The 12,113-nt window shown below is 42.2% G+C and carries 12 protein-coding genes; 3 read left to right on the forward strand and 9 right to left on the reverse strand.

Annotated elements, in window-relative coordinates; translation table 11 throughout:
- Positions 1-18: 18 nt before the first annotated feature.
- Positions 19-1,968: an AraC family transcriptional regulator gene (locus IFU39_RS05880; protein ID WP_342345629.1), complete on the reverse strand. Its 1,950-nt coding sequence runs from the start codon at positions 1,966-1,968 to the stop codon at positions 19-21.
- A 199-nt stretch (positions 1,969-2,167) separates the two neighbouring features.
- Positions 2,168-2,362, reverse strand: a complete 195-nt coding sequence (locus tag IFU39_RS05885) for a hypothetical protein (protein ID WP_017688524.1) — start codon at positions 2,360-2,362, stop codon at positions 2,168-2,170.
- Positions 2,363-2,524: 162 nt separating this feature from the next.
- On the opposite strand from IFU39_RS05885, the gene IFU39_RS05890 reads away from it, so the two are divergent.
- Positions 2,525-3,196 carry a cyclase family protein gene (locus tag IFU39_RS05890; protein ID WP_149846663.1) on the forward strand — a complete coding sequence of 224 codons (672 nt, stop codon included), beginning with the start codon at positions 2,525-2,527 and terminating at the stop codon, positions 3,194-3,196.
- Between the two features lie 74 nt (positions 3,197-3,270).
- Here IFU39_RS05890 and IFU39_RS05895 read toward each other — a convergent pair whose 3' ends face one another.
- Positions 3,271-4,143, reverse strand: coding sequence for a YitT family protein (locus tag IFU39_RS05895; protein ID WP_149846662.1), 873 nt, complete (start codon positions 4,141-4,143; stop codon positions 3,271-3,273).
- Positions 4,144-4,233: 90 nt separating this feature from the next.
- On the reverse strand, positions 4,234-4,590 hold the full coding sequence (locus tag IFU39_RS05900; RefSeq protein WP_149846661.1) for a MerR family transcriptional regulator: 357 nt from the start codon (positions 4,588-4,590) through the stop codon (positions 4,234-4,236).
- A gap of 111 nt (positions 4,591-4,701) precedes the next feature.
- Between IFU39_RS05900 and IFU39_RS05905 the strand changes: the two genes are divergently transcribed.
- Positions 4,702-5,457: an SDR family NAD(P)-dependent oxidoreductase gene (locus tag IFU39_RS05905; RefSeq protein WP_149846660.1), complete on the forward strand. Its 756-nt coding sequence runs from the start codon at positions 4,702-4,704 to the stop codon at positions 5,455-5,457.
- An 84-nt stretch (positions 5,458-5,541) separates the two neighbouring features.
- Here the strand turns inward: IFU39_RS05905 and nspC are convergent, their stop codons facing one another.
- The 5 genes from nspC to IFU39_RS05930 form a co-directional block, all read right to left on the reverse strand.
- On the reverse strand, positions 5,542-6,669 hold the full coding sequence (gene nspC / locus IFU39_RS05910) for a carboxynorspermidine decarboxylase (RefSeq protein WP_133384741.1): 1,128 nt from the start codon (positions 6,667-6,669) through the stop codon (positions 5,542-5,544).
- Position 6,670: 1 nt separating this feature from the next.
- Positions 6,671-7,909 carry a saccharopine dehydrogenase family protein gene (locus tag IFU39_RS05915; RefSeq protein WP_017688530.1) on the reverse strand — a complete coding sequence of 413 codons (1,239 nt, stop codon included), beginning with the start codon at positions 7,907-7,909 and terminating at the stop codon, positions 6,671-6,673.
- A gap of 698 nt (positions 7,910-8,607) precedes the next feature.
- A complete protein-coding gene (locus IFU39_RS32810) occupies positions 8,608-8,745 on the reverse strand; it encodes a hypothetical protein (RefSeq protein WP_223199950.1) in 138 nt (45 codons plus the stop codon).
- A 113-nt stretch (positions 8,746-8,858) separates the two neighbouring features.
- Complete coding sequence (locus tag IFU39_RS05925; RefSeq protein WP_197997667.1) at positions 8,859-10,112, reverse strand: cytochrome P450 family protein; 1,254 nt, start codon at positions 10,110-10,112, stop codon at positions 8,859-8,861.
- 218 nt (positions 10,113-10,330) lie between these two features.
- The gene (locus IFU39_RS05930) at positions 10,331-11,224 is read right to left on the reverse strand and encodes a TetR/AcrR family transcriptional regulator (protein WP_091016357.1); all 894 of its coding nucleotides are present in this window, start codon (positions 11,222-11,224) and stop codon (positions 10,331-10,333) included.
- A gap of 234 nt (positions 11,225-11,458) precedes the next feature.
- Between IFU39_RS05930 and IFU39_RS05935 the strand changes: the two genes are divergently transcribed.
- Positions 11,459-12,106: a TetR/AcrR family transcriptional regulator gene (locus IFU39_RS05935; RefSeq protein WP_091016359.1), complete on the forward strand. Its 648-nt coding sequence runs from the start codon at positions 11,459-11,461 to the stop codon at positions 12,104-12,106.
- Positions 12,107-12,113: the final 7 nt, after the last annotated feature.

Raw genomic sequence — 12,113 nt, forward strand, 5'->3', positions numbered from 1 at the left:
TCCTCCTGTCTTGTTTTCTTATTGGGTAAGGAAACTCACCGCTTCTTCTATAATCTTGCTCTGTCCAATGGGTCCTCCCGGACCTTGGAACCACAAACCGTAGTCAACGATGTAGACATTGTTGTTTTTAACAGCATTCAGGCTTTTCCACACTGCTGTTTTTTGCAATTCTGTCGTTTCATTCTCGTCTGATGACAACAGGAAAATATGATCCGGATTAATCGATGGTAACGACTCCATGGAGATTACTTTCATTGAATCTGTCGGGTCAGGTATGGATACAGGAGGTGTCAGGCCTAGATCGTCGTACAGAACCTCATAGTTTCTTTTACTGTAATAACGCACTTCTTTGTCGGATAAACGCAGGAACATCACGGTCTCGTCTCCGATGGATTGCTTGATTTTCTCACGGGCTTCTGCAGCCTTCTTTTCGTATTCTTCAATGACCTGTTTGGCCTGATCCGTCTTCCCTAACATATCTCCCATATGTAACAGGCTTGTCTTCATACGAATAATACCTTGCTCATCCTGCAGCTTCTCTGCCAGCAAGGTAGGCGCAATTTTGCTGAGGCTGTCATAGGCATCACTCATGAAATCCTGACCGATAATCAGGTCTGGCTCTGCCGCCAATATGCTTTCGTAGTTGGGATCAACCTGCCAGCCCAGATTTTCTTTTCCTTGTAGTTGATCGGACAGGTAGGTAGGAAACTGATCACTCCCCTCCTCATTACTGGATGCTGCCTGGGGTACAATACCGAGTGCTAACAAATAGTCAGTTGCAGCCGGGAACAACGAAATAATATGCTCAGGATCACCTTTGATGACCGTTTCTCCCCAGGGATGTTTAACAACACGCTCCTGTACTGCTGATTCAGTGGATTGCGCGACTTCGGTAGTTGGAGCATTGTTACCGCTTGTTCCATTACTGCTTGTTGCTGAACTGCCCTGAGAAGGGGAACAGGCTGATATTAATAATGTAAGACTGAGCATCAAAAGCAATGCAACGGGTTTTCTCGATCTCATAGATGTAAGTGATTCTCCTTTGGGTTTGTATTGATAATAATTATCATCAATAGGATCATAACCGCGATGCATAGGACTGACAATGGACAATTCTGATTCTTTGATAGCATTATTCTGACCGGTTGGCAGGGCGATACATTTTTGTTTGAACCGACCTGGTGAAAGGCCAACATGCTTTTTAAATAAACGATTAAAATAGATCACATCCGGAATGCCGATTGCCTCGGCAATCTTCTGAAGAGATGCATCTGTGTGCAACAGCAGCTCCTTGGCTTTGTACATCCGTATCCGAGTTAAATAGGTAATCAGACTGCTGCCTGTCTCTTTCTTGAACGTTCTCGACAGATGCCCTGCACTGCAATCCAGAAGTTCTGCGAGCGGATCGACCATAACGGGCAACATGTAGTTCTCTTGAAGATAACGAACGGCTTGAGCTACCAGATCGGGCTTGGCAGTCTCAATCCCTTGTGCACTTAACTGCCTCATTAATTCATTAATAAATTGATAAAATAACGTCTTTACCTGAAATTTCGAGAACACATCCGTCCGTTCCCAATGTTGCTCTATTCTTTGGACTTTATCATATAAGTCCATGGGATAGCCTGGGGCGAAAGCATATTGCAGATGAAACGGGACATGTTGCCTGAGCAGAGCTTGATTCTCACGAGTATTGGATAACGACAAATTAGCCCGATAAAATATCAAATAAAATTCAAATGAATCCTCGTTCAGGGAGATATTCATCCATACCCCTTTGCCTCCATGCAAGACTTGCATCTGATCAATCACGTACATCGTGTCATCCAGCTTAATCGTTGCATTGCCTCTTACGGTGTATATAAAACCGCTAACCGGAAATCGGTAGGCATAGATTGATTCGTCAGCGCCCACTACGACGTGACGCACATCCCATATTTTAATGGTGGCTAGATTCCATAACTTCACATGCTCTTCTACGTGCATCTCTTCCTTCACCTTCCACAACCCATTAAGTTAGCAAAACATCCGCAAAATCAGCAGATATTTTCACTTTTCTACATTCTATCGATAATCATTCTCAACCACAACATATATCTTTCTCTTCAATAAAATGCTTCGCACGAATAAGCCGATCCAATAAAGGATCAGCTTATGTTGTAACGTTTTAGACTTCGCCGCGTCTGTTCTCAACCGATTTCATACGATTTTGGTCATCTGGCACTCGGTCAACACTGAACTCTTGACCAGCTTCAACCTCACCATGACCTGAAATATTTCGGGAAAAATTAGTGAACTGTCTTTTTTGTTCATCCAGTTCATGTTTTTGCTTCAAAAGCTCTTGCGGGTCCTGTTTTGTCACTATGCTAACCTCCCATAGAATCATGCTTTTTAATCACACTACAGAAGTTTTCCATAATAGAGCTGTGCTTATGCATGAAATACCGATTCCTTTCATAATATGAGTCCATACATTCACCAATCATGATATAGAACCTGTGTGACATAAAGGAGAGAACAACAGATGAAGCGGATCCTCTTGTCCTACCCTCTTAGTGTAAATACTCCCGTTTATAAAGATAATCCTCCTGTTGAGATTCAGCAGCAGTCCAGCATAGATCAAGGAGATCTGTATAACCAATTTATTATCACATCTCTCAACCATAATGGAACTCATATTGACGGGCCTTGGCATTTCAATCCGCAAGGTCTAAAAATAAGCGAGATTCCCATAGACTACTTTATCTTTACTCATCCAACAATCCTCGATATTCCCAAAGGTGACGATGAACTTATTACAAAAGCTGACCTGGAGCCGTATGAACACCAGATCGCTGGCTCTGATCTTCTGCTCATACGTACAGGTTTTGGAAAGTTTCGGTCATCTGACCCTGTTCGTTATAGTGATCATAACCCAGGGTTTGCAGCAGATGCTGCAAGTTACTTGATGGTTTTTGATTCATTGAGAGCAGTTGGAATGGATATGATCTCTTCTGGCTCTGTGATTCATGTGGATGAGGCTATCACTTTTCATCAGATTATGCTTGGGAAAGGTCGGGTTGATGGCAAGTTCATTCTACTTATAGAGGATATGAATTTAAACCATGACTTATCTGGAATTGAAAAGGTATATGCTGTTCCATTATATATTGAAGGTGTTGACAGTAGCTTCAGTACAGTTTTTACTGAAGCTTGATTTTTTTTATACACATATGGTAAAACAAAAACGCGCTGGCAAGAGTATTTCTCCTGTCAGCGCGTTTTTGTATGTTAGTGTATATCTTTCTTTTTGAAATTGCCGCCTCTGACTTCTGCTACATCATATACGACTACAAAAGCAGTTGGGTCAATTTCGTGAATGATATCTTTAATTTTACTCTCTTCCATCCGGTTAATGACACAAGTAATTTCTTTGAATTGCTCATTAGAATAGCCACCGTAAGCCTCGGTATATGTTGCTCCACGGCCTAAGCGGTCCCGAATGGTTTCAACCATAATCTCAGGTTGATTCGTAATAATTTTAAACGTTTTGGAGCCGCTCAAGCCCTCTTCAACAATATGTATTACTTTAGAAGCAATGAAATACGCAAGTCCTGACAAGATCGCACCTTGCAGACCAAACACGGTAGAAACGACAATAAATACAAACATGTTGAGGAACAGAATGAGATCACTGGTTCCAAAAGGGACTTTTCGCGAAAGGAGTACAGCCAGCATATCTATGCCATCCAATGCGCCACCATTACGTAATGCAAGTCCCATACCAAAACCGATAATAATCCCGCCGACAACCGTAACAAGCAAGGTATCACCTTCAATGATGGTTGGTACATGGTGCATCAGACTGGTGCTGATTGCGAGTGAAGCAATACCGATGATCGAATATAACGCAAAGCTTTTTCCGATTTGCTTGTACCCTAGCCACACAAATGGAATGTTAATAATCCCGATGAGTATCCCCAGTGGTAATCCGAACAGTTGTGATCCTACGATACTCAGACCTGTGACACCACCATCTGAGACATTATTCGGGATCAATATGGCTTCGAGACCATATGCCGTTATAAATCCCCCAATGATAATCAATAATACTTTGGAGAGAATCTTTAACTTATTTGACTTTTGTTTCCTGATTTGATGCATTGCATTTCCCCCTTGATGAACAACCGATAAAAAACAGTCTATAATAAAAATCACTGTTTTGGCAATAGATCGTCATTTGTGTGTGTTAGTTCATTGTCCGATGAGCGTTCGATACGTCGAAATTTTATGCTCAAGCATCTCATCTGCTGTGTTAAGGATGTGCATCTGTTTTTGAATCGACTCTTTATGCTCCTCCAGTAGCTTCAAACGATCCGCCGCCGTATGCTCCCCTTCCTGAAACAAGGACGCATACTTCTTAATGGTAGCAATGGGCATCTGAGTCTCTTTTAATTTAATTACAAATTGTAGCCATTTCAGGTGTGACTCGTTGTACCGCCTGTCTCCACTCGCATCTCGGAGAGGAGTTACAATCTGTTCCTTCTCATAATAACGCAACGTATGTGCACTGATATGGAGTAATTCTGCCACTTCACCAATGGTATGCATGGTTAACCTCCCCTCCATTTTCCCGCTTGACTTAGAGTAAGCTCTAATCAGTATAATCAACTCGTGGTCACATCACAATAAATAATGAAATCAGATCCAGGAGGAATTCCCATGAAATACACAGTGATTACCGGTGCCAGTTCAGGCATTGGATATGAAGCGGCTTTAGCTTTTGCAGCTCGTGGCAAAAATATAATCCTGGCAGCACGCAGAACCGATGAATTGGACAAATTAAAAGCAAAAGTAGCTGAAATCAATCCTGATCTGGATATTGTCATTCGTACAGTGGATCTGTCCATTGCCGCTAATGTGCATGAATTCTATGAGAGTCTTCAGGCTTACTCCATTGAGACGTGGATTAACAATGCAGGATTCGGGAATTTTGCTTCCGTTGGCGAACAACACCTGCCCAAGATTGAGCAGATGCTTCATCTTAATATAGAAGCTCTTACGATTCTTTCTTCCCTGTATGTACGTGATTATGCAAACGTTGATGGCACACAGATCATTAATATTTCCTCTGGTGGAGGATATACGATTGTAGCCGATGCAGTAACCTACTGCGCAACTAAGTTCTATGTAAGTGCCTTTACGGAAGGGCTTGCGCAAGAGTTAAAGGGCAAGAACGCAGCAATGCAAGCCAAAGTTCTCGCTCCGGCTGCAACCGAGACCGAGTTTGCGAAACATTCCTTTAATGTAGACGAGTTTGAGTATGAAGGCAGAGTTCCCAAGTTCCATACGGCGGAACAAATGGCTGGATTTTTGCTGGAGTTGTATGACAGTGAAAGTGTAGTCGGCATTGTGGACGGGTTGACGTATGACTTTGAACTAAGAGAACCGATCTTTTCATACGCTTCAAGACGTTAAACATTAGTTAACGTTAAAAAGGGAACCTGTCTCCAGGTTCCCTTCTTTGTATTTATATTCAATGCTTACTATATAATGAAGTAATTATGCCAGCCTCATTTTGAAATCCTGATATCCGAATTCGCGGACAACTTCGCAATCGCCGTCTTTTCTTTTAACAGCAATCGCTGGAAGCGGCATGCCGTTGAACGTGTTGGTTTTCACCATGGAGTAAATCGCCATGTCTTCGAATACCAGACGGTCGCCTTCTTGCAAAGGCTGATCGAATGAATAATCCCCAATCACGTCACCAGACAGACAGGTTTGTCCACCTAGGCGATACAGATGAGCCTTCTCACCCACTTCTCCCGAACCGATCAGCGGCGGGCGATATGGCATTTCCAGCACATCCGGCATATGACACGTAGCTGAAGTATCCAGAATAGCGATGTCCATACCGTTTTTATGGAAGTCCAGCACAGAGGTCACCAGATAACCCGCGTTCAGCGCAACAGCTTCTCCCGGCTCCAGATATACTTCCAGGCCATAATCGTTCTGCATACGCTTGATGCATGCTTCCAGTCTTGGAATATCATAATCTTCACGTGTGATATGGTGTCCACCACCGAAGTTGATCCATTCCATTTGTGGCAGCCATTGTCCGAACTTCTCAACAACTGCGTTCAGCGTAGTCTCCAGATCATCTGAATTTTGCTGACACAGTGTGTGGAAGTGTAGTCCGGAGACACCTTCCAACAGATCTGCTTGGAAATCTTCTTGTTTCGCGCCAAAACGCGAACCCGGAGAACACGGATCGTAGATCTCGTGTCCTTCTTGGGTAGAGCATTCTGGATTGACGCGCAAGCCGACCTTACGGCCAGCCTGAAGCGCCTTATCCTTAAATTTTGCAAGCTGTGAAAAAGAATTGAAAATAATGTGGTCGCAGATGGAGAGAATCTCGTCGATCTCTTCTGCGCGGTATGCCGGAGCAAAGACATGATTCTCTTTGCCCATTTCCTCGTGGCCCAGGCGTGCTTCATACAAACCACTCGCCGTAGCTCCGCTCAGGTATTCTCCAATCAGCGGGTACATCGCAGTCATGGAAAATGCTTTTTGAGCGAGCACGATTTTGGCACCTGTACGTTGCATAACACCGTTCAGGATTTTCAGGTTTCTCTCGATAAGCGCCTCGTCAACAACAAAACATGGTGTCGGTAATTGCTCGAACCGCATTTTAACGAACTAGCTCCGATTCTTTAACTTCTTCTGGCAGCTCATCAACGAGTACCGGGTTGAAGTCTTCTACCCATGGGAGGCCCCATTTGTTCAACTCTTCCATGAATGGATCCGGGTTGAACTCTTCTACATTGTATACGCCTGGTTTGTTCCATTTGCCTGTCATGACCATTGCTGCACCAATCATAGCTGGAACGCCTGTTGTGTAAGAGATCGCTTGGGAACCCACTTCTTTGTAACACTCTTGGTGATCACAGATATTGTAAACATAATATGTTTTGTCTTGACCATCTTTTTTACCTTTGAAAATACAACCGATATTTGTTTTACCTACAGTACGTGGTCCAAGGGATGCTGGATCAGGCAGTACTGCTTTCAGGAACTGCAGTGGAATAATTTGTTTACCTTCATATTCAATAGGCTCGATTGAAGTCATGCCTACATTTTCAAGAGCTTTCAAGTGAGTCAGGTAGCTTTGACCAAATGTCATGAAGAAACGGATACGTTTCAGACCTGGCATGTTTTTTGCCAAAGATTCCAATTCCTCATGGTACAACAGGTACATGTCTTTCTCGCCAACTTCTTTGAAGTCGTAGACACGTTTGATTTCCATCGGCTTCGTTTCGATCCATTCACCATTTTCCCAGTATCTACCGTTGGCAGATACTTCGCGAATGTTGATCTCAGGGTTGAAGTTGGTTGCGAACGGATAGCCGTGGTCGCCGCCATTGCAGTCCAGAATGTCGATGTACTCAATTTCGTCGAAGTAGTGCTTCAGGGCATAAGCGGAGAATACGCCTGTCACGCCTGGATCAAATCCACTACCGAGCAATGCAGTGATGCCTGCTTGTTCAAAACGCTCTTTGTAATCCCATTGCCAGCTGTATTCGAACTTCGCTGTATCATGTGGCTCATAGTTCGCTGTGTCCATGTAATTTGTTTTAGTTGCAAGGCAAGCATCCATGATTGTCAGATCTTGATACGGCAAAGCAAGGTTCATAACGATATCCGGTTTAACTTCGTTGATCAGAGCGATCAGTTCGTCAACATTGTCAGCATCTACTTGTGCTGTTGTAATTTTTGTTTTTCCGCCGTCCAGCTTGGCTTTGAGTTCATCACATTTGGATTTTGTACGACTCGCGATGCAGATTTCCTCAAAAACTTCACTGTTTTGAACGCATTTGTGTACTGCCACGGAAGCAACGCCGCCGGCGCCGATGATTAGTGCTTTTCCCATTTTACATTCTCCTATCCCAATATGTATTTTTTTTAATTGGTTTAATTTGTTTGATACAGTAACGACAACAAGACAACAAAAAAAGCAAGGTGAAAAATGCCCGCAATCGCGCACCATCACACTTGCTTATCGATATACATCATAAAAAAGACGTGAAGTCTCCATGACCAAAAAAGTTCACAAGAACTCCTTTGGCGGAAAGCTCCTTCATGTATATCAATATTGGATCAGAGTCTATATAGCAAATAATTCGCCTTTACCACTCTTATTGACCGTTTCACAAGTTGATGTGCAATTGCACTGGTTGTAAAGTAACCAACTTATAAAATTTGAGCTTTGAACTCAATCAATAAAGCAACGTAAGTTGCCAATCGGCGTTTGACCCGGCTGTCCGTATGGCCTTAACTTCCTGGTGAAGTGGTCAAAATTATCTGCTGGAAAGCTCTAATTCATATTGATAAATTAACTTCCCAAAATCACAGGTCTTACACTATCAGACGTTGAAAAAAAAATCAAGCAATAATTAAAAATTATTTTTTTGTCCGAACGAGGACTAAGAAAGAAATTGATATCCTTCGAATACTTTCAAGCCTTCTGCGCTCAGTAATTCCCCCACTACTTCAGGCTTTTGAGGACTTTTCTCAAACACTTCTTCACACGCGATCATGATGTTGCTGCCAGCAATTTCCGCTAACTGATCATGGGCCGAATGGTTCGTTTCCTTCTTTGCGAGCTTGCAAAGCAATCTCAATGGCTTTATGCATGAATAGTTCATCTTTATTCATAAAGTTTACCTCCACAACAAAATTTATGTACTCAATTTTATGTTTTTGCATTAGCATGTTCACTCCATTGGAATGCTTCTTGTTCATACCGTTCTATCATCATTATAAATAAAGAGTATGACGACAATTCGTCATACTCCAGTGAGACACACTAAATTTATCTATTAAAATTTTACTGGTAATGATGCCAATCCCTCAGATAATAGTGAGTAGTGCCAATGAATCTCTTCCGGAGGAACACGAAGCTGAAGACCAGGAAGTCGACTTAATAGCGTAGTAAACGCTACGTCTCCCTCCACACGGGCAAGTGGAGCACCAAGACACATATGAATACCATGGCCAAAGGCCAAATGCCGTTTTATTTTGCGCTCAAGATCCAGTTCTTCAGGTTGGTTAAACTGTAACTCGTCCCGATTCGCTGATTTCAAAAGAGGAATCACAACATCTCCTTTTTTAATCCGTTGTCCATCCAGCTCCGTGTCCTGCGTTGCATATCGAGGACCTGACGAAGTCGCGGGGCCGTTATATCGTAACAACTCCTCCACCGCAGAAGGAACCAGATTCAAATCTTGTTTAAGTTGTTCCAGTTGTTCGGGATGTGTCAGAAGTAGATAAGAGCCGGTCGCAATCAGATTCGACGTTGTCTCATGTCCAGCAAATATTAATAACGTGATCATGGATATTAATTCATCTTCATTCAGTCGATCCCCCTCCTCCTCGATCACAATTAATTGACTGATGAGGTCATCGGAAGGTTCCACTCGTTTGTTCGCCACAAGCTGAGCCGTGTATTCTGCGAATGATCGCAAATGCTGCGCTACTTCAGGATCTTGTTTACCGAAACCGAGACCTTTCGCAATGGCTTCAGACCATACATGGATCTGAGGTCGGTCTTCCTGAGGTACACCGAGCATTTCGGATATGACGTTAATTGGGAAAGGGTAGGCATAGTCTTTTACAAGATCCATCTCTCCTTTTCCTTCAAATTGATCAATTAATTCATCGGCAATTTCCTGGACACGCGGACGCAGGCTTTCCATATATCTTGGAGTGAATGCTTTGGACACCAGGCTACGCAGTCTTCGGTGATCCGGTTCATCAACAAAGAGCATCGACTTTCCGGTAAAAAAAGTCTGGGGTTCCGATGAACCAAGATCGTCTGAGAGATTCTTTCGAATATCATTGCCATTATCGATAGAGTTCATATCTACCGTAAATCGAGAGTGGTCTTTCAACACTTCCATGGCAACGTCCATCCGAGTTATAATCCAGGTTTGCTCTGCTCCACCCATTGGATTGGGAACAGGAACAACGGAGCCTCTGGATCGCATCTGTTTAAACATGGCAAATTGATCTTTAACATTTTCTTCACTAAACAAATTGAATTCTGATTTTTCCGATGTTTGGTTATTATTCATTGAAATCTTCCTTTCTTAGTGAAGTTATTGAAATCTATGGAAATATATGTTCATTTCGATTATATACTACTCGTATATTTAATTTCAAATTCCGTAGTTTAAACTGCAACATTCAACTGTTATAACAACAATTAATTAATGTACTAATAGTATATTAATAATAACTTCAAGCATAAAAAAAACAAAAAAAGAGGTTGGCTTTGGGGCCAACCTCCAAATTAATTATGGTGCTTCACAAGTTCCAAATACCACCAGCAGGCTTCGGTTAGTCTATTGGCTTCGGAGTGAAATGCACTTGATTTGTACTCTTTGTGAAATGCTTGAAGGACAACTTCGATTACAGGAATATTTAAATCCTCTTTATCCTGTAATAACGCCAAAAGTCCCTTGGAAAGTTGCTTTAATGATGTAGATTCCTTGGATTTTTGAACAATCTTGTTGAACTCATCCAATTCCTCCAACAGCTTGTCGATATCGAGACCATGATCATGGTTACGCTCATCGGCATTCAGAAAATAAAGAGACTGAACGTCAAAAATATGTTCATTTCTTTGGTGCATTGTTCTTAATATCACTTCGATGTACGTTAATACTTTTGGAACAACTTCGCTCCAAACCGGTTTTTGAGTATTTAGACTTCTTGAGGTGTTGGCAATCTGATGTAGTATGCCATAGCACAATATTGCACCTTCGTTGGCGTATAAGCTGATGTCTTTTCCATACACCTGAATCAAGCGTGTAGACAGCCAGTTTAGATGCACTTTAGCCAGTTTAGCTGAGTTGATCTCTCCGGCGTAAAAACCAGTCCAATACAATTCCCACACTCGCTCTTTGTCAGGTCCAGACATGGGAATGGCAATCTGATCAACAAGCAGAGCATAATCCGAAGTATAATGATTTTGTTCAAGTTCCTTGCGAATGAAAACATCCTCCTGCATACGCTGATCAATAATCGAATATAAACAGTCTTCTTTCGAACTGAAGAATTTGTAGAATGTACCTTTGGATACACCTGATTGATCCAGGATCATCTGGATTGTTGTATTTGCATAGCTATGCTCTAAAAATAGTGCAAGTGCTGTTTCCAATAAACTTTGTTTACGACTACTCATTTTCCATCATCGCCCCAGGTTTTTATCTGATTTTAACATTCATTCCTCAGGAGTTGAAGCATTGGTTCATAGTATAGCCGTCATATAAAATATTTGCACAATGGGTAAATTTGCACAATGAGCAACTTGTTGTTATGATAAACCTCACAAAGTGCATATTCAGTAAGTGTGCTCTTCTTAAAAAAAACAAACCATAGTCATTGGTATTGGAGGTGAACGCATAAGCGGAGAATAATGATCAAACGAAACTTGCGACATTTGAAGAAAGAAGCAACTGAAAAAGCACTTGCTAGTGCTGCATTTGAACTTACCCTTGAACATGGGCTTGATGGCTTTACGGTCGAAGATATTGTGCATCAGGTGGGTTGTTCACGTAGAACATTTGCTAACTACTTCACATGTAAAGAAGAAGCTGTAGCAAGAGGCGCAATATCCGTTCAGAATACAACGGAACTCGAAGAGTTACTTACCAAAATGCCCGACAACGTCTCCTTGCTTGACGTACTGTATAACCTGATCAAGATGCAGCTTACAACAGAACTAATTGGAAGACTTCATCAGTTGCTCTCACTATCCCAGACTTATCCCGTACTTGAACCGCATTACCTTGGAGCCATGCACCGGATGCAGACGCAGGCACAAGATACCTTATTAGACTTATCTAACGGGAAGTATGACGAGATCTATACTTATCTTTTGATCAACGCACTATATGGAACAATACTGCCATTAATTGATGGAAGACTTAATGTGTTACTACCCGGACAAGTCATTACTGAGGATACCAAGCCCGGTGCTTTAACATTCGATCAATTTTTGGAAACGACGTTTAGTCATTTGCGGGCGGGATTCGAACATGCCAACCATCCACATTCATCATAGAGGGAGT

It is taken from the genome of Paenibacillus sp. CFBP 13594, from assembly GCF_014842675.1.
Lineage (GTDB): Bacteria > Bacillota > Bacilli > Paenibacillales > Paenibacillaceae > Paenibacillus > Paenibacillus amylolyticus_B.

Bases quoted from the DNA above. Each gene is read 5' to 3' on its own strand.
- IFU39_RS05890 (WP_149846663.1), top strand. From the start codon at position 2,525: ATGAAGCGGATCCTCTTGTCCTACCCTCTTAGTGTAAATACTCCCGTT.
- IFU39_RS05895 (WP_149846662.1), bottom strand. From the start codon at position 4,143: ATGCATCAAATCAGGAAACAAAAGTCAAATAAGTTAAAGATTCTCTCC.
- IFU39_RS05900 (WP_149846661.1), bottom strand. From the start codon at position 4,590: ATGCATACCATTGGTGAAGTGGCAGAATTACTCCATATCAGTGCACAT.
- IFU39_RS05905 (WP_149846660.1), top strand. From the start codon at position 4,702: ATGAAATACACAGTGATTACCGGTGCCAGTTCAGGCATTGGATATGAA.
- nspC (WP_133384741.1), bottom strand. From the start codon at position 6,669: ATGCGGTTCGAGCAATTACCGACACCATGTTTTGTTGTTGACGAGGCG.
- IFU39_RS05915 (WP_017688530.1), bottom strand. From the start codon at position 7,909: ATGGGAAAAGCACTAATCATCGGCGCCGGCGGCGTTGCTTCCGTGGCA.
- IFU39_RS32810 (WP_223199950.1), bottom strand. From the start codon at position 8,745: ATGCAAAAACATAAAATTGAGTACATAAATTTTGTTGTGGAGGTAAAC.
- IFU39_RS05925 (WP_197997667.1), bottom strand. From the start codon at position 10,112: ATGAATAATAACCAAACATCGGAAAAATCAGAATTCAATTTGTTTAGT.
- IFU39_RS05930 (WP_091016357.1), bottom strand. From the start codon at position 11,224: ATGAGTAGTCGTAAACAAAGTTTATTGGAAACAGCACTTGCACTATTT.
- IFU39_RS05935 (WP_091016359.1), top strand. From the start codon at position 11,459: ATGATCAAACGAAACTTGCGACATTTGAAGAAAGAAGCAACTGAAAAA.